26 protein-coding genes are annotated in these 25,667 nt (G+C 69.5%); 19 read left to right on the top strand and 7 right to left on the bottom strand.

Features of this window, described 5'->3' with window-relative positions; genetic code table 11:
* Positions 1–2: 2 nt before the first annotated feature.
* Entirely contained in the window at positions 3–1,352 is a 1,350-nt protein-coding gene (locus B0293_RS19805; RefSeq protein WP_005151790.1) for a MinD/ParA family ATP-binding protein, read from the top strand.
* A gap of 9 nt (positions 1,353–1,361) precedes the next feature.
* On the opposite strand, the gene B0293_RS19800 is transcribed toward B0293_RS19805, so the two are convergent.
* Both B0293_RS19800 and B0293_RS19795 read right to left on the bottom strand, forming a co-directional pair.
* Positions 1,362–1,544, bottom strand: coding sequence for a hypothetical protein (locus B0293_RS19800; protein WP_005151794.1), 183 nt, complete (start codon positions 1,542–1,544; stop codon positions 1,362–1,364).
* A gap of 149 nt (positions 1,545–1,693) precedes the next feature.
* Positions 1,694–1,906: a BldC family transcriptional regulator gene (locus tag B0293_RS19795; RefSeq protein WP_005151795.1), complete on the bottom strand. Its 213-nt coding sequence runs from the start codon at positions 1,904–1,906 to the stop codon at positions 1,694–1,696.
* Positions 1,907–2,154: 248 nt separating this feature from the next.
* Here B0293_RS19795 and B0293_RS19790 point away from each other — a divergent pair, with 248 nt between their 5' ends.
* From B0293_RS19790 to cds1, 3 genes are read left to right on the top strand one after another with little or no spacing between them, the layout of a single operon-like run.
* On the top strand, positions 2,155–2,628 hold the full coding sequence (locus B0293_RS19790; protein WP_005151796.1) for an Lrp/AsnC family transcriptional regulator: 474 nt from the start codon (positions 2,155–2,157) through the stop codon (positions 2,626–2,628).
* A gap of 11 nt (positions 2,629–2,639) precedes the next feature.
* Positions 2,640–2,918, top strand: coding sequence for a DUF4229 domain-containing protein (locus tag B0293_RS19785; RefSeq protein WP_039915740.1), 279 nt, complete (start codon positions 2,640–2,642; stop codon positions 2,916–2,918).
* Positions 2,915–3,997 carry an L-cysteine desulfhydrase Cds1 gene (cds1, locus tag B0293_RS19780; protein WP_005151808.1) on the top strand — a complete coding sequence of 361 codons (1,083 nt, stop codon included), beginning with the start codon at positions 2,915–2,917 and terminating at the stop codon, positions 3,995–3,997. The genes B0293_RS19785 and cds1 overlap by 4 nt, the downstream gene beginning before the upstream one ends.
* An 80-nt stretch (positions 3,998–4,077) precedes the next feature.
* Here cds1 and B0293_RS19775 read toward each other — a convergent pair whose 3' ends face one another.
* The 4 genes from B0293_RS19775 to B0293_RS19765 all read right to left on the bottom strand — a co-directional run bounded on the left by B0293_RS19775 (position 4,078) and on the right by B0293_RS19765 (position 7,369).
* Positions 4,078–4,947: a 1,4-dihydroxy-2-naphthoate polyprenyltransferase gene (locus B0293_RS19775; RefSeq protein ID WP_005151811.1), complete on the bottom strand. Its 870-nt coding sequence runs from the start codon at positions 4,945–4,947 to the stop codon at positions 4,078–4,080.
* 93 nt (positions 4,948–5,040) lie between these two features.
* A complete protein-coding gene (locus B0293_RS43730; RefSeq protein WP_167334531.1) occupies positions 5,041–5,199 on the bottom strand; it encodes a hypothetical protein in 159 nt (52 codons plus the stop codon).
* Between the two features lie 62 nt (positions 5,200–5,261).
* Positions 5,262–6,386 (bottom strand): o-succinylbenzoate--CoA ligase, encoded by a 1,125-nt coding sequence (gene menE / locus B0293_RS19770; RefSeq protein ID WP_005151817.1) that lies wholly within the window; start codon positions 6,384–6,386, stop codon positions 5,262–5,264.
* Positions 6,387–6,445: 59 nt separating this feature from the next.
* Positions 6,446–7,369: a 1,4-dihydroxy-2-naphthoyl-CoA synthase gene (locus B0293_RS19765; RefSeq protein ID WP_005151818.1), complete on the bottom strand. Its 924-nt coding sequence runs from the start codon at positions 7,367–7,369 to the stop codon at positions 6,446–6,448.
* Positions 7,370–7,426: 57 nt separating this feature from the next.
* Between B0293_RS19765 and menD the strand changes: the two genes are divergently transcribed.
* From menD to B0293_RS19750, 3 genes are all read left to right on the top strand, one after another.
* Positions 7,427–9,103, top strand: a complete 1,677-nt coding sequence (menD, locus tag B0293_RS19760) for a 2-succinyl-5-enolpyruvyl-6-hydroxy-3-cyclohexene-1-carboxylic-acid synthase (protein ID WP_005151826.1) — start codon at positions 7,427–7,429, stop codon at positions 9,101–9,103.
* A gap of 108 nt (positions 9,104–9,211) precedes the next feature.
* Complete coding sequence (locus tag B0293_RS19755) at positions 9,212–10,732, top strand: M1 family metallopeptidase (RefSeq protein ID WP_005151829.1); 1,521 nt, start codon at positions 9,212–9,214, stop codon at positions 10,730–10,732.
* Positions 10,733–10,754: 22 nt separating this feature from the next.
* On the top strand, positions 10,755–11,216 hold the full coding sequence (locus B0293_RS19750) for a DUF3592 domain-containing protein (protein ID WP_005151832.1): 462 nt from the start codon (positions 10,755–10,757) through the stop codon (positions 11,214–11,216).
* A 138-nt stretch (positions 11,217–11,354) separates the two neighbouring features.
* Here the strand turns inward: B0293_RS19750 and B0293_RS19745 are convergent, their stop codons facing one another.
* The gene (locus B0293_RS19745) at positions 11,355–12,185 is read right to left on the bottom strand and encodes an inositol monophosphatase family protein (RefSeq protein WP_039915745.1); all 831 of its coding nucleotides are present in this window, start codon (positions 12,183–12,185) and stop codon (positions 11,355–11,357) included.
* 159 nt (positions 12,186–12,344) lie between these two features.
* On the opposite strand from B0293_RS19745, the gene B0293_RS19740 reads away from it, so the two are divergent.
* The 12 genes from B0293_RS19740 (at position 12,345) to B0293_RS19685 (ending at position 25,659) form a co-directional block, all read left to right on the top strand.
* Positions 12,345–13,415 (top strand): glycosyltransferase family 4 protein, encoded by a 1,071-nt coding sequence (locus B0293_RS19740; RefSeq protein ID WP_280617646.1) that lies wholly within the window; start codon positions 12,345–12,347, stop codon positions 13,413–13,415.
* 47 nt (positions 13,416–13,462) lie between these two features.
* Positions 13,463–14,566, top strand: a complete 1,104-nt coding sequence (locus tag B0293_RS19735) for a glycosyltransferase family 4 protein (protein ID WP_005151841.1) — start codon at positions 13,463–13,465, stop codon at positions 14,564–14,566.
* A gap of 79 nt (positions 14,567–14,645) precedes the next feature.
* Positions 14,646–15,416 (top strand): AfsR/SARP family transcriptional regulator, encoded by a 771-nt coding sequence (locus tag B0293_RS19730; protein ID WP_005151843.1) that lies wholly within the window; start codon positions 14,646–14,648, stop codon positions 15,414–15,416.
* 68 nt (positions 15,417–15,484) lie between these two features.
* Positions 15,485–16,183, top strand: a complete 699-nt coding sequence (locus B0293_RS19725; RefSeq protein ID WP_005151844.1) for a demethylmenaquinone methyltransferase — start codon at positions 15,485–15,487, stop codon at positions 16,181–16,183.
* Between the two features lie 2 nt (positions 16,184–16,185).
* Entirely contained in the window at positions 16,186–17,472 is a 1,287-nt protein-coding gene (locus B0293_RS19720; RefSeq protein ID WP_005151845.1) for a geranylgeranyl reductase family protein, read from the top strand.
* Positions 17,473–18,098: 626 nt separating this feature from the next.
* A complete protein-coding gene (locus B0293_RS19715) occupies positions 18,099–18,506 on the top strand; it encodes an NADH-quinone oxidoreductase subunit A (protein ID WP_039915783.1) in 408 nt (135 codons plus the stop codon).
* Positions 18,507–18,512: 6 nt separating this feature from the next.
* Positions 18,513–19,061 (top strand): NuoB/complex I 20 kDa subunit family protein, encoded by a 549-nt coding sequence (locus B0293_RS19710; protein ID WP_005151847.1) that lies wholly within the window; start codon positions 18,513–18,515, stop codon positions 19,059–19,061.
* 5 nt (positions 19,062–19,066) lie between these two features.
* Positions 19,067–19,834, top strand: coding sequence for an NADH-quinone oxidoreductase subunit C (locus tag B0293_RS19705; protein ID WP_005151849.1), 768 nt, complete (start codon positions 19,067–19,069; stop codon positions 19,832–19,834).
* Entirely contained in the window at positions 19,831–21,162 is a 1,332-nt protein-coding gene (locus tag B0293_RS19700) for an NADH-quinone oxidoreductase subunit D (protein WP_005151853.1), read from the top strand. The genes B0293_RS19705 and B0293_RS19700 overlap by 4 nt, the downstream gene beginning before the upstream one ends.
* The gene (gene nuoE, locus B0293_RS19695) at positions 21,159–21,911 is read left to right on the top strand and encodes an NADH-quinone oxidoreductase subunit NuoE (protein ID WP_005151855.1); all 753 of its coding nucleotides are present in this window, start codon (positions 21,159–21,161) and stop codon (positions 21,909–21,911) included. The genes B0293_RS19700 and nuoE overlap by 4 nt, the downstream gene beginning before the upstream one ends.
* On the top strand, positions 21,911–23,191 hold the full coding sequence (nuoF, locus tag B0293_RS19690) for an NADH-quinone oxidoreductase subunit NuoF (RefSeq protein ID WP_005151856.1): 1,281 nt from the start codon (positions 21,911–21,913) through the stop codon (positions 23,189–23,191). Before nuoE ends, nuoF begins: the two co-directional genes overlap by 1 nt.
* A complete protein-coding gene (locus B0293_RS19685; RefSeq protein ID WP_005151858.1) occupies positions 23,188–25,659 on the top strand; it encodes an NADH-quinone oxidoreductase subunit G in 2,472 nt (823 codons plus the stop codon). Before nuoF ends, B0293_RS19685 begins: the two co-directional genes overlap by 4 nt.
* The last annotated feature ends 8 nt before the right edge of the window (positions 25,660–25,667 follow it).

Here is a 25,667-nt window from a genome sequence, read left to right as displayed (position 1 = left end):
CGGTGACCGGACCCAGCGAAGAATCGGCTCCTGGCCACCCCGAACCCACCGAGAGCGTCCAGCCCTCGGAGTTGTTCTCCGAGGACCGGACGGACTCGGCGCCGCATCCGCCCGCGAGCGCCTTCGAGGCCGAGCCGACCCAGGTCGTCCAGCCCCAATATCCGCAGCAGCAGGGCCAGTACGCGCAGCAGCAGCCCGTTCAACAACAGCAGCCGCCGCTGCCGCAGCCGTCGCAAGGGCAGTACCAGCAGCCTTACGACCAGAACCTGCCGCCGTTGCAGCCGCAACAGGCCCAGCAGGTGCCTCAGCAGCCTGCCGCCCAGTACCCGCCTCAGCAGCAGTACGCGCCGCCGGCGCAGCCCGTCCAGCAGCAGGGCGTCCCGGGACTCCCGCAGCCGCAGGGCAGGCACGCGCTGCCGGACGAACTCGCCACCGCGAGCCTGGTCAAACCGCAGAAGCGCAAGCCGCAATCGGGCTGGCGCAAGGCGCTTTACGTGGGCACCGGCAAGCTCGTGAACCCGGGGGAGAGCCCGGCCGACACGCGCAAACGCGAGCTGATCGCGCAGATCAACCAGCCGCTGCGCGGGTGCTACAAGATCGCGATGCTGAGCCTCAAGGGCGGCGTCGGCAAGACCACCACGACGACCACGCTGGGCTCGACGTTCGCGTCGCTGCGCGGTGACCGGGTCGTCGCCGTCGACGCGAACCCGGACCGTGGCACGCTGTCGCAGAAGATCCCGATCGAGACCACCGCGACCGTCCGCCACCTGCTGCGGGACGCGGACAAGATCACCAGGTACAGCGACGTCCGTTCGTACACCTCGCAGGGCGGGAGCCGGCTGGAGATCCTCGCCAGCGAGCAGGACCCGGCGGTCTCTGAGGCGTTCTCGGAGGACGACTACCGGCGCACGGTCAACCTGCTGGAGCACTTCTACAACATCGTGCTCACCGACTGCGGGACCGGTTTGATGCACTCGGCGATGAAGGGCGTCCTGGACGTCGCGGACGCGCTGGTGGTGGTCTCGTCAGGCTCCGTGGACGGGGCGCGCAGTGCTTCGGCCACGCTCGACTGGCTGGAGGCGCACGGCTACGGCGACCTGGTCAAACGCTCCGTCGCGGTGATCAACTCGGTGCGGCCGAAGGGCGGCTCCGTCGACCTCGACAAGCTCTCGGCGCACTTCGGCGCGCGGGTCCGTTCGGTCTGCCGCATCCCGTTCGACCCGCATCTGGAAGAAGGCGCCGAGATCGAACTGGACCGGCTCGGCGCCGACACCCGGCTGGCGTTGCTGGAACTGGCCGCCACCGTCGCCGACGGCTTCGGCGGCCAGCAGTACCAGCCGATCCAGCCCTAGGGCCGCTCTTTACTCTTTGTCCTCGTCTTTACCCTTGCGCTGTTGCTCGCCGAGCTTGCGCAGGAAGTCGGGGTCGTCGTCCGGGGCCAGTGTCGGCCGCGACGAGGGCACGCCGACGCGCTCGATCCCGAAGGCGCGCCACAAGACCACGGCGACGGTGAGGGCTCCGATGGCCGCGAGCAGATAGATCATGCCCGGTCCCTTTCCGCGTGGAGGACGTTGCTCAGTCCCACGAGGCTAGCCTCTTTGCCGCGCGCGGGGGGACTCATGGATACCCCAATGTGACGAAGGGCCATTGCGAACCCTTCGTCACTGGAGTCCCTTTTGGGAGAAATGCCTGGTCAGACCTTGCGAGCGGGCTCGCTGGCGTCGGTGGTGAGCTCGGCGAGGAGCTCGTTCACTTCGGCCTCACGGAATCGGCGGTGCCCGCCGGGAGTGCGGATCGAGCCGATCCGGCCCGCGGTGGCCCACCGGGTCACGGTCTTGGGGTCGACCCGGAACAGGGCCGCCACTTCGCCGGGGGTGAGCAACCTTCCGCCCATGGTCGCGGTCATTTTCCGCCTCCTTCACGGCTTCACTGCTAAACCGGAGGCGGGCACAGTGCCCGTCGTGCCGGGTAGCCAACACGGCAATCGTTGCATCTCACCCGTCAGGTACTCGAACGGTTGTCCAACAGTAAAGAGCCCTTAAAGGTCAAAACCGACAACCACGACATGCGCACGCGGGCGTCGAGGAGTTGTCACGGATGTACGAAAACGCGCCCTGATCTCCCGAATCGGGCGGTGGCCCCTAAGGTGTAGCGGTGGACCAGGTGGATCGGAAGATCATCGCGGCATTGCGGGAGAACGGGCGGGCTACCTACGCCGACCTCGGCCGGTCTGTCGGGCTTTCGGCGTCGTCAGTGCACGAGCGGGTCGGCAAGCTCGAGGCCGCCGGCGTGATCACCGGCTACCACGCCATGGTCGATCCCAGCACGGTCGGACTCGGGGTGACGGCGCTGGTCGGCATCCACCCCACCGACACCGCGACCGACGAGGACGTGGCGGACGCGCTCGCGGCGCTGGACGAGGTCGAAAGCTGCTACGCCGTCGCGGGTGACGAGGCCTTCGTGGTCAAGGTGCGCGTGGCGACCGTCGACGATCTGGAGAAGTCGCTCAACCGGCTGCGGCGGATCCCCGGCGTCGGCCGGACGAACACCACCGTCGTGCTCTCCACCCGCTTCGAAGGGCGCCCCAACAACGCGGGCCTGGAGGACGAGCGGAACGGCAACGCGTAGCCTGCGTTGATGTGAGCGACAATCACCTGCCCCGAGACCTGACGTTGTACTTGCTGGCCAGGTTCGCCCTGGTCGGGGTCATCGGCGGCGGATTGCTGCTGGCCAACGTCCCGCTGCTGGTGGCGCTGCTGATCGGCCTGCTCGTCGGGCTGCCGCTGGGCATGCTGCTTTTCCGCTCGCTGAACGCGCGCGTGACCGCCGGGCTCGCCCGCCGAAACGAGAAGCGCGCTCGCGCCCGTGCCGAACTGCGCTCCCAGCTGCGTGGCGACCGAGTGGACGGAGCGGCGTGAGCCGGCTGCACAGCCGCAGCTGGGTCCGCGAAGCCGTCCGCATCATCGAGGCCGACGCGAACCGCAGCGCCGACACGCACCTCCACGTCTTCCCGCTGCCCGCCGAGTGGGGCATCGACCTGTACCTGAAGGACGAGTCCGTCCACCCGACCGGCTCGCTCAAGCACCGGCTCGCGCGTTCGCTGTTCCTGTACGGCCTGGTGAACGGCCAGATCGGGCAGAACACCGTGCTCGTCGAGGCGTCCAGCGGCTCGACGGCGGTTTCGGAGGCGTACTTCGCGCGGATGCTCGGCCTGCGGTTCATCACCGTGGTGCCGCGCAGCACCTCGCCGGAGAAGATCGCGCTCATCGAGTTCTACGGCGGCGAATGCCACTATGTCGACCGCGCGCCGGACATGTACCCGGAGGCCGAGCGGCTCGCTTCGGAGTGCAACGGCCACTACCTCGACCAGTTCACCTACGCCGAGCGCGCGACGGACTGGCGCGGGAACAACAACATCGCCGAATCGGTGTACGCGCAGATGCAGTCCGAGCGGCACCCCGTGCCGACGTGGATCGTGGTCGGCGCCGGGACCGGCGGCACGAGCGCGACCTTCGGCCGCTACGTGCGCTACAAGCGGCACACCACGAAGATCGCCGTCGTCGACCCGGAGAACTCGTCGTTCTACGGCGCCTGGGAGACCGGCGCGCTCGACTACGCGACAGGCATGCCGTCGCGGATCGAGGGGATCGGGCGGCCGCGTGTCGAGCCGTCGTTCGTGCCCGGCGTGATCGACGAGATGCTGCAAGTGCCGGACGCCGCTTCGCTGGCGGCCATCCGGATCCTGCGCGAGCGGACCGGGCACTGGGCGGGCGGCTCGACCGGGACGAACCTCTTCGGCGCGTTCACGCTGATCTCGCGGATGGTGTCGGAAGGCCAGGCGGGCAGCATCGTCACGCTGCTGTGCGACGGCGGCGAGCGGTACGCGAACACGTACTACGACGACGCGTGGCTGGCGCAGAAGAACATCGACATCGCGCCCTACCTGGAGAAGTACCGGGAGTTCCTGGTGAGCGGGAAGCTCGCTCCGGAGAGCTGAAGGGGACTTTCCCCGCGTCAGATGCAGCGAAAGGGCCCTTCACCGCGTCGGATGCGGTGAAGGGCCCCTTCAGCCCGGCTCTAGAGCGCGAGGGCGACCGCGGTCAGGATCGCCCAGCCCAGCATGGCGAACCCGGTGTCCCGCAGCGCCGGGATCAGCGCCCGCCCCTGCGAACCACCGCCCACGGCCTTGACCGACTTCAGCAGCAGAGGCGCGGTCAGCAGGCCCAGCAGCGCCCACGGCGTCACGAAGGCGAGCAGCACGCTCACGATGTACGGGACCGCGACCAGTACCAGGTAGAGCCGCCGGGTGCCCTTGTCGCCGAGCCGGGTGGCGAGCGTGCGCTTGCCGGACTCGATGTCGGTGGGGATGTCGCGGAGGTTGTTGGCGGTCAGCACGCCGGTCGAGAACGCGCCGACGGCGACCGCGCAGCCGAGCGCGGTCCAGCTGAGCTGTCCGGCTTGGACGTACACAGTGCCCAGTACGCCGGCCAGTCCGAAGAAGACGAAGACCGCGATCTCGCCGAAACCGTAGTAGCCGTAAGGCTTTTTGCCGCCGGTGTAGAACCAGGCGCCGAGGATGCAGATCGCGCCCATCGCCAGCAGCCACCACAGGCCGCTGATCGCGACGAGCACGAGACCGAGGACTCCGGCGAGCCCGAGCGACGCCAGCGCGGCCGCCAGGACCGCTTTCGGCTTCGCGACCCCGGAACCGACCAGCCGCAGCGGGCCGACGCGGTTCTCGTCGGTGCCGCGGATGCCGTCGGAGTAGTCGTTGGCGTAGTTGACGCCGATGATCAGGGCCAGCGAGACCAGTAGCGCGAGCACCGAACGGGACCACGAGAAGCCGTCGAGCGCGAGCGCGGCGCCCACTCCGGCGACCACCGGCGCCACCGCGTTGGGCAGCGTCCGCGGGCGCGCCCCTTCGATCCATTCACCAGTAGTCGCCATGCCGCCATTCTGGCCCTGGCGACTACCGGCCGGTATGCGGGGCTCGTCACCCGCTCGCGGTGCCGAGCCACCGCGAGCGGGCGACGGAGCGCGCTACTTCAGGTCGTTGATCGTGTCTTCCAGGGTCCAGGTGAGTGTGCCGCTGTTCGGAACGGCGGTTTCAGGTTCGTCCGCCAGCGCGGGCCCGGCCAAAGTGACCAGTCCCATCGTGACGGCGGTGCAGGCCAATACTGTGCGTGTCCAGCGCGTCATACCTAGACGTAAACCCGCGGGTAATGATCGTGTCAACAACGTCCCAGTAAACGGTGGAGAATTCACGACCTTCGTAGGAGATTCCTGACGGCCGTCCTGTCGACCTTCCCAGGGCCTCGCAACGGGAGTTCTTCGGCGAACTCGACCCGCTTCGGCGCGGCCGCCGCACCGGCCTCCGCGCGGCACGCGGCACGCAGGGAATCGACGTCGCAACCAGCGCCGACGACGAGCGCGACGACGGCCTCGCCCCACTCGGCGTCAGGTACTCCGACCACGCACGCGTCCCGGATTCCGGGCTGCGCGGTCAAGATCCGTTCGACGGCCGCGGCGGCCACCTTCACCCCGCCGGTGTTGATCATGTCGTCGACGCGGCCGAGGATCTCCAACCGCCCGTCGGGCGTCCACCGGCCCCGGTCGGAAGTGCGGAATCGGCCGCCCTCGAAGGCCTCCGCGGTCAGGTCGGGTCGCAGTCGGTAGCCGTGCGAGAGCACGTCACCCGTGATACAGACCCGCTCGTCCTCGAGTTCGACGGTTACTCCGTCCAGCGGTACGCCTTCGTAGACGCAGCCGCTGGCGGTCTCGCTCATGCCGTACGCGGGGACGATCTTCACGCCCGCTTCGGCCGCGCGCTCGCGTAGCCCGGTGGTGGTCGCCGCGGCCCCGATGATGATCGCGTCGAAGGCGCGGGCCGCCGCGAGCCCGGCGCCGCCCGCGTCGAGCAGCCGTCCGAGCTGGGTCGGCACGAGCGCGGTGTAGCGCGGCCCGTCCTGGGCCAAGAGCGGGGCGGCGGCTTCGGCGAAGTCGTCCGGGCGGAAACCGGGGGCGTGCAGGGCGGCGGGCGTCGTCCCGGCCAGCAGCGAGCGGACCAGCACCTGGAGCCCGCCGATGTACTGCGCCGGGGTCGCGAGCAGCCAGTGGCCCGGTCCGCCGAGCCGCGCGTGGGTGGCGTGCGCCGACGCCGTGAGCGCGGCGGCCGAGAGCAGGACGCCCTTGGGCTCGCCGGTGGACCCCGAGGTGGCGATGATCACCGCCGTCCCGGGCTCGGCCGGGCGTGTCGGCTCCATCGCGTCGCGCAGGGCAACCGACGCGCAGGGGAGGACGGCCGGGCCGCCGCCGAGCGCCCCGGCCAGTGCCGCGGTCAGCTCGGTGATCGACTCCGGACTCCCGTCCACCTCCACCGCACGCATCCCGCCACCCTACGTCCGCCCCCGGATCGCGTTTAGCCCGCTAAACGCAGGTCGGGCGGTCAGTAGTAGTAGGGGAAGGCCGACCAGTCGGGGGAGCGTTTCTCCAGGAAGGAGTCCCGGCCCTCGACGGCTTCGTCCTGCATGTACGCCAGCCGCGTGGTCTCGCCGGCGAAGAGCTGCTGGCCGACCAGGCCGTCGTCGGTGAGGTTGAACGCGTACTTCAGCATCCGCTGCGCCGTCGGCGACTTGCCGTTGATCGCCCACGCCCAGTCCAGCGCCTCGGCCTCGAGCTTCGCGTGCGGGACGGCGGAGTTGACCGCGCCCATCGCCTGCATCTGCTCGGCCGTGTAGTCGCGCCCGAGGAAGAAGATCTCCCGCGCGAACTTCTGCCCGACCTGCTTGGCCAGGTACGCCGAGCCGTAGCCGCCGTCGAAGGAGCCGACGTCGGCGTCGGTCTGCTTGAACCGCGCGTGCTCGGCCGAGGCGAGCGTGAGGTCGCACACCACGTGCAGCGAGTGCCCGCCGCCCGCCGCCCAGCCCGGGACCACGGCGATGACCACCTTCGGCATGAACCTGATCAGCCGTTGGACCTCGAGAATGTGCAGCCGTCCGGCCCTGGCCGGATCGATCGTGTCGGAGGTCTCCCCATCCGCGTACTGATACCCGGAGCGTCCGCGAATACGCTGGTCACCGCCGGAACAAAACGCCCAGCCGCCGTCCTTCGGCGACGGGCCGTTCCCGGTGAGCAGGACGCAGCCGACGTCCGAGCTCATCCGCGCGTGGTCGAGCGCGCGGTACAGCTCGTCGACGGTGTGCGGACGGAAGGCGTTGCGGACCTCGGGACGGTCGAACGCGACACGCACGACACGTTTGCCCGAACGGCTCTCAGCGGAGCGGTGATAGGTGATGTCGGTGAAGTCGAAACCGTCGACCTCGGTCCACAAGGCGGGGTCGAACAGCTCGGAAACCTGGGCGTCATCCACGTTTGGGAGAATAGGACGTGTGGCCGTGAGTCGTAGAGTGAAACCCGAGGTCTGCCGGTGAATCCTTCCACCGCGCAGGCCAGGGTGATCGTCGACGAACTCGTCCGCAACACCGTCTCGCACGTCGTCCTCTGCCCGGGCTCCCGCAACGCCCCGCTGTCGATCGCGCTCTACGACGCGGCGGCCGCCGGACGGCTCCAGCTGCACGTCCGCATCGACGAACGCGGCGCCGCCTTCCTCGCCCTCGGCATCGCCGCGCGCACCGGCCGCCCCGTCGCCGTGCTGTGCACTTCGGGCACCGCCGCCGCGAACTTCCACCCCGCCGTCCTCGAGGCCGACCGCGCGGGTGTCCCGTTGATCGTCCTGACCGCCGACCGCCCGCCCGAGATGCGGGCCGCCGGCGCGAGCCAGGTGATCGACCAGCACCACCTCTACGGCAACGCCATCCGCTACTTCGACGAGCTCGCCGTCGCCGAACGCCGCGCCGGGCAGAACTCGTACTGGCGCGGCCAGATCTGCCGCGCCTGGAACGCCGCGTACGGCGAATGGCGCTGCGGGCCGGTGCACCTGAACATCCCGTTCCGGGAGCCGCTCGTCCCCGACATCAACGATGACGGCGAGTGGTACGAGTCGCTCGAAGGGCGTCCCGACGGCGCTCGCTGGACCGAACTCCCCGACTTCGGCGCGCTTCCCTCGTTCGTGGTGCCCTCGGCCCGTCACGGCCTGGTCATCGCGTGCGACACCGGTGTGCAGGCCGCCAGCGAATGGGCCGAGCTGCACGGCTGGCCGGTCGTCTCCGAGACCGGCGGCATCGGGATGGCGGGCGCGACGGCGATCTCGTCCGGCGCGTGGCTGCTCGGCGTCGAGGAGTTCATCTCGCGGCACAAACCCGAACAGGTGCTGTGCATCGGCCGTCCGACGGTGTTCCGGCAGGTCCAGCGGGTGCTGTCCGATCCCGGCGTCGAGGTGCTGCTGGTCCGGCCCGATTCGGACTGGCCCGCGCCCGCGCACAACGTCCGCCAGGTCGGCCAGTGGTTCGACGAGCCGACCAAACCGGCCGACCCGGAGTGGCTCGCCAGCTGGCAGCGGGCGGACAAGGCGGCGTCGTCGGCGGTGGCCGAAGCGCTGGCCGCCGAGCCGTGGCCGAGCGGGCTGCGCCTGGCCACCGAGCTGGTCGACGCGGTCCCGGAAGGGTCGCTGCTGGTCGTCGGCTCGTCCAATCCGACCCGTGACGTCGCGCTCGCCGGACGGCTGCGGCCCGATGTCCTCGTGCACCGCAACCGCGGTGTCGCCGGGATCGACGGCATGGTGTCGACCGCGATCGGCGCCGCGACCGTCCACAGGGGACATTCGTACGCCCTGCTCGGCGACCTGACGTTCCTGCACGACGCGAGCGGCCTGCTGACCGGGCCCGCCGAACAGCGCCCCGACCTGACGATCGTGGTGCTCAACGACGACGGTGGCGGCATCTTCTCCCTGCTGGAGCAGGGCGCGCCCGAGCACAACGCCGGCTTCGAACGCGTTTTCGGGACGCCGCACGGCGCCGACCTCGGTGCCTTGTGCGCCGGGTACCGCGTGCCGCACGTCGTCGCCGAGACGCTCACCGAGTTCCGCGCGGCACTGAAGCCCGCGCCGGGCTTGCGGGTGGTGGAGGTCCGGGTGGACCGAACGCGCCACCGCGAGCTGCACGCGCGGCTCCGTACGGCGGTGTCGTCGGCCGTACGCGCTGTCTAGCGGATTTGCGTCTCAGTCCAGAGGGTAGGAACCCCTCCTTCGGACGTGTCTCCGTGATGATCGTCTGGATAGTTTCGAGCGCGCTGACAAATCCTGGGAGGATTCGCAATGCGCTTGAAGACTCGCGCCGGCTTCGCCGGATTGACCGCGGGCGTCGTCTCGGTGCTGCTCGTGGGCACCGCGGCCGCCGCGCCCGCGCCCGGCTCGATCGGGATCGGTGACCCGTACTACCCGCACGCCGGGAACGGCGGCTACGACGTCGGCCACTACGACCTCCGGCTGACCTACCAGCCCTCGACCGACCTGCTGTCCGGGTCGACGACGATCCTGCTGACCGCCACACAGGACCTGTCGCGGTTCAACCTCGACTTCGGACTGAAGGTGTCGAGTGTCCGCGTCAACAACCGGCCCGCGCAGTTCGCGACGTCGACCGACGGCACCGGTGAGCTGAGCGTCACCCCGGCCACCCCACTGAAGAAGGGCCAGACGGCGACCGTCGTCGTGGCCTACGCGGACACGCCGTCGAAGGTGAAGATCGACGGCTTCACCGCCTGGAAGAAGACCCCGGACGGCGCGCTGGCCGTTGACGAGCCGCAGAGCGCGGCCTGGTGGTTCCCGTCCAACGACCACCCGACCGACCTGGCCACCTACGACATCTCGGTCGAGGTCCCGAACGACGTCGCGGCGCTGTCGAACGGCACGCTCGTGCGCAAGACGGTGCAGCGGCCGGGCTGGACGCGCTGGAACTGGCGCAGCACCAAACCGCAGGCGACGTATCTCACGTCGCTGGAGGTCGGCAAGTTCGAGGTGAACGAGCAGACCACCCCGGACGGCAAGCCGTTCATCACCGCCTACGGCGCCGACCTCGGCGAATCGCTCGGCGCGGCCAAGGCCAGCATCGAGCGGACGCCGGAGATCACCGAGTTCCTCGCCTCGAAGTTCGGGCCTTACCCGTTCGAGGCGCAGGGCGGCGTCGTCACCACCGGCATCACCTTCGCGCTGGAGAACCAGACGCGGCCGGTCTACGGCGCCCGGGCGTTCCGGTCCGGCTCCAACACGTCGATCGTCGCGCACGAGCTGGCGCACCAGTGGTTCGGCGACAGCGTCACGCTCGGCAAGTGGAGCGACATCTGGCTGAACGAGGGCTTCGCCTCCTACGCCCAGTTCCTGTGGTCGGAGGGGACCGGCGAGGGAACGGCCGACGAACTCGCCCAGTACATCTACGACGCGCATCCGGCCGACGACCCGTTCTGGCAGGTCCTGCCCGCCGATCCGGGCGCGGACAAGCAGTTCGACGCGGCCGTCTACGACCGTGGCGCGCTCGCGGTGCACGCGCTGCGCAAGACTGTGGGTGACGACACGTTCTTCCGGATCCTGCAGACCTGGCAGCAGGTGAAGAAGAGCAAGTCGGCGGTGATCCCGGAGTTCATCGCGCTGGCGGAAAAGGTCTCGGGCAAGCCGCTGTACGACCTGTTCCAGACCTGGCTGTACACCAAGGGCAAGCCCGCGGTGGGTCCGAACGGCGTGCCGGCCGCGGCTCAGCGGGCCGCTGTGGCACCGGTCGCGCCCAAGTCCTACCCGCAGATCAAGGCGACCCAGGAATTGCTCGCCGAGCGACACGCCCACTGACGGGTAGCGCTACGCTCGCGGCGTGACGGCCAAAGCGGAGCGGGTGAGGCGCATCGGGTGGTATGCCGCCCTCGTCGTCGCCTCACTCGTCACCGTGCTCGGCGTCTCGCTGCTGTTCGCCGCCTTCCGCAACGACAGCGCGATCGAAGCCCAGCTCGGCAAGGCGACCGCGCAGGTCGAATCGGTGTCGTTCGACCGGACGATCATCAACTACGCCACTCCCGACGGCATCATGCACAGCCCGTCCAACGGCGTGCTCTACCCGGCCGGGCTGGCCGCCGGGCAACTGGTGAACATCGAGTACGACGCCGGCGACCCGGAGCTAGCGCGGGTCGCCGGTCGCTCGGCGTCGAACACGCTGCTGCCGCTGGGCAGCATGATCTTCTTCACCTGGCTGATCGCCGGTCCGCTGCTGTGGTGGATCCGGCGGCAGAACGCCAAATCACGCGAGTCGTCCATCCAGACACACGTGTCGTCCGTCTGATCACGCGAGTCGTCCGAACCCTGTCCGCGGGCTCGCTGTGCGGAACCGGCGATCACGCGTGATCAGACGGACGACACGCGTGCTTAGAAGGCGAACTCGCGTGATCAGAAGCGGGACTCGCGTGATTGAAGGCGGAACTCAGCCGACCGACTCCCGCCACCACCCCAGCACCTCGTCCGCCACCCCGGGGGCCGCCACCAGCAGCGCGTCCACCGGAAGGGCCGCGCCTTCCCCGTGCCGGTCCAGCACCACGGCCCCGGCCTCGATGGCCAGCGCGACCGAGCCGGCGACGTCCCATTCGCGGTAGCTGTGCAGCACCGCCGCGGCCGCGTGCCCCAGCGCGACCTGCGCGATCGCCAGCGCGGCCGAGCCGAGCACCCGGACCCCGGCGTGCGCGGCGGCGGCCCGTTCGATGAACTGGCCCATGCCCGGCCAGACACCCTTGCGCGTGAGTTCCGTGCAGACGATCGCCCCGGCGGTCCCGCGGCGGTCGGTGAGCGTGATCGGCTTGCCGTTCGCCCTGGCGCCGCGGCCGCGCGCGGCGGCGTAGATCTGGGCGCGGTACGGGTCCGCGACCACGCCCACCACCGGCCCCGACGCGTCGATCAGGGCGAGGCTGTACGCGCACCAGGGGACACCGGCGACGTAGTTCGCGGTGCCGTCGACCGGGTCGACGACCCAGCGGTATTCGGCGACGTCGGCACCGTGGTCGGCGCCGAACTCGCCGCCGACGACGGGGATGCCGGGGAACTCGGCGGTCAGTACGCGGCGGGTGTGGCGTTCGAGGATCCGGTCCGTGTCGGTGACCCAGTCGAAGGGTGAGTCCTTCGGATCGGGCTGGGCGCCACGGCCCGCGGTCGCGGTGATCACGTCGGTCGCGTCGTTGGCCAGCCGCCCGGCCACTTCGAGGGCCCTCGACAACAGCCCGGGCTCGACGGGCTGAGGCGGCCTTGACGACAGGAGGGTCATGCCTGCCTAGTGTGGCCGAAACTGGTTTACGGAACACGACCTTGAGATGACATGTCGTCTGTTCCGTTTTTGTTGGCGTGGGCGTCACAACCGGATGCGAAAGTGATCGTCGTGCGAGTCGCGATAGTCACCGAAAGTTTCCTGCCCCAGGTGAACGGCGTGACCAACTCCGTGCTCCGCGTCGTGGAACACCTCCGCGACCGTGCGCACGACGTGCTGATCATCGCCCCGGGCCCGGGTCCAGGCGAGTACCTCGGCGCCCCGGTCGTGCGGATCCCCGCCCTCGATTTCCCCGGCGTGAACTCCCTCCCGGTCGGCGTGCCGACCCGGACGGTGCTCACCGCGCTGGCCGATTTCGGGCCGGACGTGGTGCATCTGGCCTCCCCGTTCGTGGTCGGTGCCCGCGGGCTCGCTGCGGCGAGACGGCTGCGGGTGCCGTGTGTCGCGGTGTATCAGACCGACATCGCCGGTTTCGCCGCCGCGTACGGCTTCGGCCTCGCCGCCCGCGCGGCCTGGCGCTGGGTGCGCCGCCTGCACTCGCGGGCCGACCGCACGCTCGCGCCGTCGTCGGATTCGATGGAACAGCTGAAACTGCACGGGATCCCCCGGGTGCACCGCTGGGCGCGGGGTGTCGACATCGAGCGGTTCTCGCCGGTCCACGCCGATCCCGCGTTGCGCGCCGAGCTGGCCCCGAACGGCGAACTGCTGGTCGGTTTCGTCGGCAGGCTCGCGCCCGAAAAGGAGGTCGAGCGGCTGACCGCGCTGGCGGGCGTCGACGGGATCCGCGTGGTCGTCGTCGGTGACGGGCCGGAGCTGTCGATGCTGCGCGAACGGATCCCGGGCGCCGCGTTCCTCGGCGCCCGCTACGGCGATGAGCTTTCCGCCGCGTACGCGAGCCTCGACGTCTTCGTCCACACCGGACCGCACGAGACGTTCTGCCAGGCCATCCAGGAGGCGATGGCGTCCGGGCTCCCGGTGCTCGCGCCGGACGCGGGCGGCCCGAAGGACCTGGTCCTGCCCGGCCGCACCGGGTACCTGCTGCCCGCCGACCGGGCCGGCTTCGCGACGGCGCTGGTGGACAAGGTGAACGACCTGCGCGACGACGCGCTGCGCGCCCGGCTGGGGGAGAAGGCGCGCAAGGTGGTGCTGGGCCGGACCTGGCCCGCGGTCTGCCGGGAACTGGTCGGCCACTACGAGGCCGTCCAAGGCAAAGTCGCTCGCGCGGCCTGACGCGAAATGCACCGGCTGGGAAGAGACCGGGCGCGAGGCGGACTGGAATGCACATAGTCCAGCTGGCCAACTTCTACGGGCCACGCTCGGGCGGGCTGCGGACGGCGCTGCACCATCTCGGCGCCGGTTACGTGGCCACCGGACATCAGGTGACCCTCGTGGTGCCGGGGCAGCGCTACGCGGACGAGACGCTGCCCTCGGGAGTCCGCCGGTTTTCCCTTCCGGCACCGCAGATCCCGGGCACGGGTGGCTACCGCGCGGTCGATCCGCACCGGGTTCGCGCGGTGCTGAAACGGCTCGAACCGGACAGGCTGGAAGTGTCCGACAGGCTCACTTTGCGCGGTATGGGCGTTTGGGCGCGGCGCAACGGTGTCCCCAGCATGGTGATCTCGCACGAGCGGCTGGACAGGCTGCTGGAGCAGTTCCTGATGCCGGAGCCCGTCGCGCGGCGCGTCGCGGACGTCGCGAACCGGCGGATGGCGCGGCGCTACGACACGGTCGTCTGCACGACGGCGTTCGCCCGCGCGGAGTTCGACCGGATCGCCGCGCCGAACGTGCGCCGCGTCCCGCTCGGCGTCGACCTCAAGACGTTCGCCCCCGCCCGGCGCGACGACGGCTGGCGGCACACGCTGTCCGGGAACGCGGACGCGCTGCTCGTCCACTGTGGACGGCTGTCACCGGAGAAGCACGTCGAACGCAGTGTGGACACCGTCGCCGCGCTGACCGAGACAGGGCACCGCGTGCGGCTCGTGATCGCGGGCGACGGGCCCCGGCGGCGGGCGCTGGAACGACGGGCACGCGGGCTCCCGGTGACCTTCCTCGGCTTCCTCGCCGGACGCGGCGACGTCGCACGCCTGCTGGCCAGCGCCGATGTCTCCCTCGCGCCCGGTCCACACGAGACGTTCGGGCTGGCCGCGCTGGAGGCGCTCGCTTCGGGGACGCCGGTGGTGGTCTCGGCGTCGTCGGCGCTGCGGGAGATCGTGCGTCCCGGCTGTGGCGCGGCCGTCGACGATCAGGCCCCGGCGTTCGCGGGTGCCGTCACCGAGCTTCTGAAGAGACCGGAGATCACCCGGCGTGCGGCGGCGCGGGCGCGAGCGGAGGAATTCGCCTGGCCGCGGTCGGTCGAAGGGATGCTCTCCGCGCACACTTGATCACGCCAAGATCATTTGTATCTTCTTTGTACAACCGGCATTCATCGTCCCCTCACGCCATCGAGCGAGAGGACGGCACGTGAGGTTCGAAGTACTGGGAACGTTCAACATCTCTTCGGGTTCGCGGTCGGTCCCGCTGCACGGCCGGATGAGAAGAACCCTCCTCGGCGTGCTGCTGGTCCGGGCGAACACCTACGTGCCGGTGAACGTGCTCACCGAGGCCCTGTGGGACAGCCGGTGGGAGCCCCGGGCGGTGCCGAAGCTGCACTGGCACGTCCACAAGCTGCGCCAAGCCCTGCCCGAAGGCGACCGGCTCGGGTTCGACAACGGCGGCTACCGGCTGGAGGTCCACCCCGGCGAACTCGACGTCGAGACCTTCGAGACGCTCGGCAGCCAGGCACTGAAGTCCGCGGACCCCGCGCAGCGCGCGTCGCTGATCCGGCAGGCCCTCACGCACTGGCACGGCGCGCCCTACGACGGCTTGGACGTCCCGATGCTTTCGGACGAGACGATGCGCCTCTCGGAGCACCGTCTGGTCCTGCTCGAAGAGCTCTACCAGGCGGAACTGAACCTCGGCAGGCACGCGAGTGCGGCGGTCGAGCTGGCGGACCTGGTGCGGCGGCATCCCTTGCGGCAGCGTGCCCAGTACCTCCTGATGGACGCTCTTTGGCGAGCCGGGCGCACCTCCGACGCCCTGGCGGCGTACCGGCGTGCGCGCCGGTTCTCGGTCGATCAGCTCGGCCTCGAACCGGGGCCGGAACTGCGGTTGCTGGAGCGGAGGATCCTCGCCGGCGAGGTCGCGGGGGCCGGTGCGCACCGTGCCCCGGCGTTGCTTCACCGGACCAGGTGACCCTACGGGGCGTCGCTTTGCTCCCGCTTGGCCGAAGTGTCTCAGCGGAGTCGGGTTAGTGTTCGGGTATGTCCCGAGCGAGTCTTGACAAGGATCCGCACGAAGTCGCCGCCATGTTCGACGACGTCGCGGACGGCTACGACCGCGCGAATTCGTTCATGACCTTCGGCTTCGACCGTCGTTGGCGCACCATCACCGCCCGGGTGCTGGACGCCAAACGCGGCGAGAAGGTGCTGGACCTCGCGGCGGGCACCGGCGTGTCCACCGTCGAGTACGCGCGCAACGGCGCCTGGTGCCTCGCCGCGGACTTCTCTGTCGGCATGCTGAAGGCGGGCAAGCACCGCGGCGTCCCGATGGTGGCCGCCGACGCGCTGAAGCTGCCGTTCGCCGACGACAGCTTCGACGCGGTGACCATCTCCCTCGCGCTGCGGAACTTCGTCGACACCAAGGCCGCGCTCACCGAGATCGCGCGAGTGGTCAAACCGGGCGGCCGGCTGGTGATCTGCGAGGTGTCGACGCCCACATTCCCGCCCATCCGGTTCCTGCACCGCAAGTTCATCCTGCGGTTGCTCACCTGGGTCGGCAGCCGGACCTCGTCGAACCCCGAGGCGTACTCCTACCTGGCCGAATCCATGCTGGCGTGGCCCGACCAGCGGACGCTGGGGGAGATCATCGCGAGCGCCGGATGGACCGAGGTGGAGTGGCTGAACCTCACGTTCGGCGTCGTCGCCATCCACCGCGCCAAAAAGCCGACTGTAAATTCATAGCCATGACACGTCGCAACCCTGACCACGACGCCGAGGTCATCGTCGTCGGTGCCGGTCCGGCCGGGTCCACCGCCGCCACGTACCTCGCCCGCGCGGGCGTCGACGTGCTGCTGCTGGAGAAGACCGAGTTCCCGCGCGAGAAGGTGTGCGGCGACGGCCTGACCCCGCGCGGCGTCAAGCAGCTCATCGACCTGGGGATCGACACCAGCGAGGACGCGGGCTGGGTGCACAGCCGCGGCCTGCGGATCCTCACCGGCGAGCTGACGCTGGAGCTCGACTGGCCGGATCTGACCAGCTACCCGCCCTACGGCGTCTCGCGGACCCGGCAGGACTTCGACGACCTGCTCGCGAAGACCGCGGTCACGGCAGGCGCGCGGCTCTACGAGCGCACCACCGTCACCGGCGCGATCACCGGCCCCACCGGCCGCGTGATCGGCGTCGAGGCGAAGGTCGGCCCGGAGAAGACGCCGGTCAGCTACCGCGCTCCGCTGGTCCTGGCCTGCGACGGCGTCTCCGCGCGGCTCGCGCTGAGCGTCGGCATCCAGAAGAACGAGAAGCGCCCGATGGGCGTCGCGGTGCGGCAGTACTACAAGAGCCCGCGCCACGACGACCCGTTCATCGAGGGCCACCTGGAGCTGTGGGACCGCTCGGACCCGCGCGACCCCAAGCTGCTGCCCGGCTACGGCTGGGCGTTCCCGCTGGGCGACGGCACGGTGAACGTCGGCCTCGGCATGCTGTCGACGTCGGCCGCGTTCCGCAGCACCGACTACCGCGCGCTGCTGCGCCAGTGGCTCGACGGGACGCCCGAGGAATGGGGCTACCGCGAGGAGAACGCCATCGGCAAGGTCGGCGGCGCCGGTCTCCCGATGGGCTTCAACCGCACCCCGCACTACCGCGACGGCCTGCTGCTGCTGGGCGACGCGGGAGGCATGGTCAGCCCGTTCAACGGCGAGGGCATCTCGGCCGCGATGGAGTCCGCACAGCTGGCGTCGGAGTTCGTCGTGCAGGCGCTGGCGCGGCGCGAAGGACCTTCGCGCGAGCGGGCGCTGGAGGGCTACCCGCGCGCCGTCGGGGAGCTCATGGGCGGCTACTACCGGCTCGGCAACGTGTTCGCGAAGCTGATCGGGAAGCCGAAGGTCATGCACGCCGCGACGAAGTACGGGCTGCGGATCAACTCGATCCTTCCGTTGGTCTACAAGGGACTTTCGGGCTGCTACGACGCCAAGGGCGGAGACGGCGTGGACCGCCTCATCGCCGCTCTGGCCCGCGCCACCCCCACCCCGCGCTGACGCCCGGAACTCGCGTGAAGGCCCCCTTCCCTCGGCTCAGCCGAGGGAAGGGGGCCTTCACGCGCTTGGGAGCAGGTGCGGCGGTGATGAGGTGGGTCGGGGTGGTCGTGAGTGGTAAGTGTCGTTAGAACGGCATTTACCACTCACGACCACCCCGACCCACGCCTCACCGCAGGCTCGTCCACCCCGGCTCCCACCTGCGCCGGACCACACGTCTGGACCAGTCACGGGTACTCCGCGCAGTGGTATCGGTCACAGGACAAACGTGGTCAATCGGACGTCCCGAGTCGATCTTCGGAACGACGTCGCAGGTCACCGGTACCGCACGCGAGAAGAAACCGTGCTGGCCGTGCGGTCAAGTTAGGGCAGCCTTATAGCACGGGGCCTAGGGACAAGAATGTGAGTCACGTCCTACACTCCCCCCATGCTTTGTGAATCGCTTCACATCCTCGACGGGAGGCTTGTGAACTATTTCACAAGCAAGGGGGCCGTCATGCACGGCCCGTAAGGGTTGCCTAACCCTCGGCGGTGTGACCCAGGTGACTTAGGGTGCCGACCGAGGGAAGCGGTGAACCCCGACTCGAAAACCGCAGCGGCGCGGAAAGGATGGCGAAAACCCCGTGCTGATGTTGCCCGTGCTGACCCAGGCGAGCACCCCTTCGGTGCCCAACCTGGACATGTACCTCCCCTTGGTCCTCCTGTTCGTCCTCGCTCTCGGATTCGCGGTGCTTTCGGTGCTGCTCGGCCCGCTCGTCGGCCCGAGCCGTCCCAACAAGGCGAAGCTCGCGGCCTACGAATGCGGTATCGAACCGTCACCGCAGCCGGTCGTCGGCGGCGGCCGGATGCCCATCGCGTACTACATCACCGCGATGCTGTTCATCCTGTTCGACATCGAGATGGTCTTCCTCTACCCGTTCGCGGTCTCCGCGGACGCGCTGGGCATGTTCGGCCTGGTGGAGATCGTGCTGTTCATCGCGACGGTCGGTTTCGCGTACGCCTACGTGTGGCGTCGCGGCGGCCTGGATTGGAACTAGAGAAGCATGGGCCTCGAAGAAAAACTCCCCAACGGCATCCTCCTGGCCAGTCTCGAAGGCCTGGTGAACTGGGCCCGCAAGAACTCGATGTGGCCAGCCACCTTCGGTCTCGCCTGCTGCGCGATCGAAATGATGACCGTCGGCGGTTCCCGGTACGACATCGCGCGTTTCGGCATGGAGCGCTTCAGCGCGACGCCGCGCCAGGCGGATCTGATGATCGTCGCCGGCCGCGTCACGCAGAAGATGGCGCCGGTGCTGCGCCAGATCTACGACCAGATGGCCGAGCCCAAGTGGGTGCTGGCGATGGGCGTCTGCGCCTCGTCCGGCGGGATGTTCAACAACTACGCCGTGGTGCAGGGCGTCGACCACATCGTCCCGGTCGACATGTACCTCCCCGGCTGCCCGCCGCGCCCCGAAATGCTGCTCGACGCGATCCTGAAGCTGCACGCCAAGATCCAGGACGAGCCGATCAACGCCCGCCGGGCCGCGATCCGCGCCGCCAGCGGTGAGCGCACCGAGCTGATCGCCTCCTCGATCAAGTACGCGAAGAAGTGAGCGACGTGCCCGAAGACAACACCCCCGAAGAGACCCCGGAAACGGGCGGCGAGCAGTCCAGCGCCGACCGGCCCGAAGGCGGCCTGGAGCCGCAAGGCGTCCGCCCGGCCGAGCCGGTCGTCACCGGTAAAGAGCGCCAGGGCATGTTCGGCGTGCACGGCACCGGTGACACCTCCGGTTACGGCGGCGTCCGGCTCCCCGCGTTCAGCCCGCCCCCGGCGGAGCGCCCGTACGGCGGCTGGTTCGACGAATTCGCCGACGAGTTCTCCGCGGCCTTGGCGGACAACAAGGTTCCGGCCAGTGCGATCCAGCAGACCACGGTGGACCGCGGCGAGATCACCTTCTACGTCGTCCGCGAACACCTCGTCGAGATCGCCAGGACCCTGCGCGACGACGCCGGTCTCCGCTTCGAGTTGCTGAGCTCGGTGTCCGGTGTGGACTACGGCGTGGACGTCCCGCAGCGGCTGCACTCGGTCTACCACTTCACGTCGATGACCTACCGCCGCCGGATCCGCGTCGAGGTCACCCTCGACATCGAGGACCCGCACGTCCCGTCGCTGGTCGGGCTCTACCCGACCGCCGACTGGCAGGAGCGGGAAGCCTGGGACATGTTCGGCATCGTCTACGACGGGCACCCCGCGCTCACCCGCATCCTCATGCCGGACGACTGGGACGGTCACCCCCAGCGCAAGGACTACCCGCTCGGCGGGATCCCGGTCGAATACAAGGGCGCGGAGATCCCGCCGCCGGACCAGCGGAGGTCTTACTCGTGAGCATTCACGAAGAAGCAACGGAAGTCCCCGAGGCCGACTCGCGCGACACCACCGAAGGCCGCGTCTACACCGTTTCCGGTGGTGACTGGGAAGACCTCATCGAGGACTCCCGCCACGACGAGCGCATGGTCATCAACATGGGCCCGCAGCACCCGTCGACGCACGGCGTGCTCCGGCTCGTGCTGGAGATGGAGGGCGAGACCGTCACCCAGCTCCGCTCGGTCATCGGCTACCTGCACACCGGGATCGAGAAGAACTGCGAGTACCGCACGTGGACCCAGGGCGTCACCTTCGTGACGCGCATGGACTACCTCGCGCCGCTCTCCACCGAACTCTCGTACTGCCTCGGCGTCGAGAAGCTGCTCGGCATCCAGGCCCCGCGCCGTGCCGAGCTGCTGCGCGTGATGCTGCTGGAGATCAACCGCATCGGTTCGCACCTGGTCTACATCGCCACCGGCGGTATGGAACTCGGCGCAACCACGGCGATGACGCTCGGTTTCCGTGAGCGTGAAGAGGTCCTGCACCTGCTGGAGCACCTCACCGGTCTCCGGATGAACCACGCGTTCATCCGCCCCGGCGGTCTCGCGCAGGACATGCCGGCCGACTACCAAGAGGTCGTCAGCGCGTTCGTCAAGACGATGGACGAGCGGCTTCCCTTGTACGACAAGCTCTTCACCGGTCAGCCGATCTGGCGCAACCGGCTCAAGGGCGTCGGGTACCTGCCGGTCGACGCGTGCCTCGCGCTCGGCGTCACCGGTCCGGTGCTGCGCAGCGCGGGCCTCCCGTGGGACATGCGCAAGACCGAGCCGTACTCCCGCTACGACGAGTTCGAGTTCGACATCCCGACCTCGACCGACGCGGACTGCTGGGCGCGGTACCTGATCCGCGTCGAGGAGATGCACCAGAGCCTGCGGATCATCAAGCAGTGCCTGAAGAAGCTCGAGCCGGGCCCGGTCATGGTCGAGGACAAGAAGGTCGCCTGGCCCGCGCAGCTCTCGATCGGCAGCGACGGCATGGGCAACTCGCTGGAGCACGTCCGCAAGATCATGGGCCAGTCGATGGAATCGCTGATCCATCACTTCAAGCTGGTCACCGAGGGCTTCAAGGTCCCGCCGGGCCAGACCTACACGGCGGTCGAATCGCCGCGCGGTGAGCTCGGGGTGCACCTGGTCTCCGACGGCGGCACCAGGCCGCTGCGGGTCCACGTGCGCGAACCGAGTTTCGTGAACCTGCAGTCGATGCCCGCGATGGCCGAAGGCGGCCTGGTGGCGGACGTGATCGCCGCCATCGCCTCGATCGACCCCGTCATGGGGGGAGTGGACCGATGACCCAAGCATCCGAACAGGCCGCGGCCGACGACGTCTTCGATGCGGACACCTACGCCAAGGCGCAGGACCTGATCTCGCGTTACCCGCAGTCGCGGTCGGCGCTGCTGCCGATGCTGCACCTGGTGCAGTCGGTGCAGGGGTACGTGAGCCAGGAGGGCATCGCCTTCTGCGCGAAGAACCTGGACCTGTCCGACGCCGAGGTCAGCGCGGTCGCGACGTTCTACACCATGTACAAGCGCCGTCCGTGCGGCGAGCACCTGGTGAGCGTCTGCACGAACACGCTCTGCGCGGCCATGGGCGGCGACGCGATCTACGAGAAGCTCCAGACGCACCTCGGTTCCGAGGAGAAGCCGCTGGAGCACAACGAGACCGCGGGCACGCCGAACGAGCCGGGTTCGATCACCCTCGAACACGCCGAATGCCTCGCGGCCTGTGACCTCGCCCCGGTCATCCAGGTCAACTACGAGTACTTCGACAACCAGACCGAGGAAAAGGCCGTCGCGCTGGTCGACGCGTTGCAGGCGGGCAAGAAGCCCGCTCCGACGCGCGGCGCGCCGCTGACGAGCTTCAAGGGCGCCGAACTCCAGCTCGCCGGGTTCTTCCCGGAGGACGCGCAGCAGTACCGCACGGACGTCGACGGTCCTTCGCAGGCCGTCGAAACCCTGCGGGGAGCGCAGGTCGCGCAGGACCGCGGCTGGACCGCGCCCGCGATGAAGGACGTCCCGCTCCCCGAAGTGGAGAAGAAGTAATGGCCGATCCCATCACTCCGGTCCTCACGAAGCGCTGGCTTTCGCCCAACTCGTGGACGATCCAGTCCTACGAAGCCCTTGAGGGCTACACCGCGATCCGCAAGGCGCTCAAGGCCACTCCCGAGCAGATCGTCCAGCTGGTCAAGGACTCCGGCCTCCGCGGCCGGGGCGGCGCGGGCTTCCCGGCCGGCATCAAGTGGTCCTTCATGCCGCCGAACGAGGACAAGCCGCACTACCTCGTCATCAACGCCGACGAGGGCGAGCCGGGCACCTGCAAGGACATCCCGCTGATGATGGCGGACCCGCACTCGCTGATCGAGGGCTGCGTCATCGCCTCGTACGCGATGCGTTCGCACCACTGCTTCATCTACGTCCGCGGCGAGGCGCTGCACTGCATCCGCCGTCTCAACGCGGCCGTGCGCGAGGCCTACGACGCCGGTTACCTCGGCAAGAACATCCTCGACTCCGGATTCGACCTCGACATCACCGTGCACGCGGGCGCCGGGGCGTACATCTGCGGTGAGGAGACGGCGCTGCTGGACTCGCTGGAAGGCCGCCGCGGCCAGCCGCGGCTCAAGCCGCCGTTCCCGGCCGCCGCCGGTCTCTACGCGGCGCCGACCACGGTCAACAACGTCGAGACCATCGCCAGCGCGCCATACATCATCAACGGCGGTTCGGACTGGTTCCGCCAGATGGGCCGCGAGAAGTCGCCCGGCCCGAAGATCTACTCGATCTCCGGCCACGTCGAGAACCCCGGCCAGTACGAATGCCCGCTCGGCACCACGCTGCGCGAGCTGCTCGACATGGCGGGCGGCATGAAGGACGGCGTCCCGCTGAAGTTCTGGACGCCGGGTGGTTCGTCCACGCCGATGTTCACCGCCGAGCACCTCGATGTTCCGCTGGACTTCGAAGGCGCGGCGGAAGCCGGGTCGATGCTGGGCACGACGGCCGTGCAGGTCTTCAACGACACCGTTTCCGTGCCGTGGGCCGTGATGAAGTGGACGCAGTTCTACGAGCACGAGTCCTGCGGCAAGTGCACGCCTTGCCGTGAGGGCACGTACTGGCTGGCGCAGATCCTGGAGCGCATGGTCGAGGGCAAGGGCACCGAGGAGGACATCGACACCCTGCTCGACGTCTGCGACAACATCCTCGGCCGCTCGTTCTGCGCGCTCGGCGACGGCGCGGTCTCGCCGATCCAGAGCGGGATCAAGTACTTCCGGGACGAGTTCCTGGCTTTGTGTCAAGCAAACAAGCGCGAATTGGTGGGGGCGCAGGCATGACGATCGCACCCGACAAGCCCGGTACGTCCACAGAGGACACTCCGGTCCCCGAGGGCCACGTCAAGCTGGTCATCGACGGTGAAGAGGTCATCGCGCCCAAGGGCGAGCTGCTGATCCGCACCGCCGAACGGCTCGGCACGGTCATCCCGCGCTTCTGCGACCACCCGCTGCTCGACCCGGCGGGCGCCTGCCGCCAGTGCCTGGTCGAGGTCGAAATGGGCGGCCGTCCGATGCCGAAGCCGCAGGCCTCGTGCACCATGACGGTCGCCGACGGCATGGTCGTGAAGACCCAGCTGACCTCGCCTGTCGCGGACAAGGCCCAGCAGGGTGTGATGGAGCTGCTGCTCATCAACCACCCGTTGGACTGCCCGATCTGCGACAAGGGCGGCGAGTGCCCGCTGCAGAACCAGGCGCTCGCGCACGGCCGCGCGGAATCCCGCTTCGTCGACACGAAGCGGACGTTCCCGAAGCCGCTGCCGATCTCGTCGCAGGTGCTGCTGGACCGCGAGCGTTGCGTGCTCTGCCAGCGCTGCACCCGGTTCTCCCGTGAGATCGCCGGCGACCCGTTCATCGAGCTCCTCGAACGCGGCGCGCACCAGCAGATCGGCACCGCCGAGACCGCGGACGTGCTGGACCTGGCTTCGCGGACGACGTCGGGCCAGCCGTTCCAGTCGTACTTCTCCGGCAACGTCATCCAGATCTGCCCGGTCGGCGCGCTGACGTCGGCCGCGTACCGGTTCCGTTCGCGGCCGTTCGACCTGGTGTCCTCGCCGAGCGTGTGCGAGCACTGCTCGTCCGGCTGCGCCGAGCGGACCGACTTCCGCCGCGGCAAGGTCATGCGGAAGCTCGCGGGCGACGACCCCGAGGTCAACGAAGAGTGGATCTGCGACAAAGGCCGGTTCGGCTTCCGTTACGCCACCGCCGACGACCGCATCCGCCGTCCGCTGGTCCGCGACGCCGACGGCGTGCTGGCCGAGGCTTCCTGGACCGACGCGCTGCGCGCGGCCGCCGAAGGGCTGGCCAAGGCGCGTGACGGCAAGGGCGCCGCGGTGCTGACCGGCGGCAGGTTGACGGTCGAGGACGCCTACGCGTACTCGAAGTTCGCGCGGATCGCCTTGGGCACCAACGACATCGACTTCCGGTCCCGTCCGCATTCGGCCGAGGAACTGAGCTTCCTCGCCTCGCACGTGGTCGGGACGACGCCGGAAAGCGGCGTCACCTTCCGCGAGATCGAGCGGGCGCGCACGGTGCTGTGCGTCGCGTTCGAGCCGGAGGACGAGGCGCCGATCGTGTTCCTCCGGCTGCGCAAGGCGGCTCGCAAGAACCGCACCCGCGTCGTCCACTTGGGACAGTGGACCACTTCCTCGGTCCGCAAGACCTTCGGCGAGCTGCTGGCCTGCGCGCCGGGTGCCGAGGCCGCCGCGATCGACGGCATCGCGCAGCACGCGCAGGACGTCGACCAGGCGCTGGCGTCGGAAGGCGCGGTGATCCTCGTCGGCGAGCGTGCCGCCGAGGTCCCCGGTCTCTTCTCGGCCCTGCACCGGCTGGTGGAGCGCACCGGCGCCCGGCTCGCGTGGATCCCGCGTCGCGCGGGTGAACGCGGTGCCCTGGCGGCGGGCGCGGCGCCGACGCTGCTGCCCGGTGGCCGTTCGGTCACCGACGCCGCGGCTCGCGCCGAGGTCGAAAAGGCTTGGGGCGTCACGCTTCCCGCCACGGCGGGCCGCGACACCACCGCGATCCTCAAGGCCGTTTCCGGCAACGACCTCGACGGCCTGCTCGTCGGCGGCGTCGACCCGGACGACCTGCCGGACCCGGAGCTGGCCCGCCGCGCGCTCGAGAACGCGAAGTTCGTGGTGAGCCTGGAGCTGCGGCCCAGCGCGGTCACCGAGCACGCGGACGTCGTCCTCCCGATCGCCCCGGCGGTCGAGAAGGCGGGCAGCTACCTGAACTGGGAAGGCCGTCGCCGCGAGTTCGCCGTCACCCTCGAAGGCACCGGCGCCCTGCCGGACTGCCGGGTGCTCGACACCCTCGCCGTCGAGATGGACGCCGACCTGTTCACCCAGACCCCGGCCGCTTCGGCCGCGGATCTGGCGAAGCTGCCCGGAAAGACCGAGCCCGCCACCTTCGAGCCCGTGGCCGCTTCCGCCGCCGCGGTCGCGGGTGACGGCAAGGTCCTCCTCGCCACCTGGCGGCAGCTGATCGACAACGGTTCGCTGCAGGACGACGAGCCGCACCTCAAGGGCACGCAGCGCGACGTCGTCGCCAAGCTCTCGGCCAAGACCGCCGAAGGCCTGGGCGGCAGCGTGAAGGTCTCCACCGAACGCGGTTCCATCACGTTGCCGATCGAGGTCGCGGACCTGCCGGACGGCGTCGTGTGGCTCCCGGGCAACTCCGACGGCTCGGCCGTCCGCGCTTCCCTGAGCGCGGGCCATGGTTCGGCCGTTTCGCTCACCAGGGTGGAGGCGTGAGTTCGATG

This window comes from Amycolatopsis azurea DSM 43854 (genome assembly GCF_001995215.1).
GTDB classification, from domain to species: domain Bacteria; phylum Actinomycetota; class Actinomycetes; order Mycobacteriales; family Pseudonocardiaceae; genus Amycolatopsis; species Amycolatopsis azurea.
The sequence above is the reverse complement of the archived record's forward strand: the minus strand, read 5'-3'. Positions and strand labels throughout refer to the sequence as shown.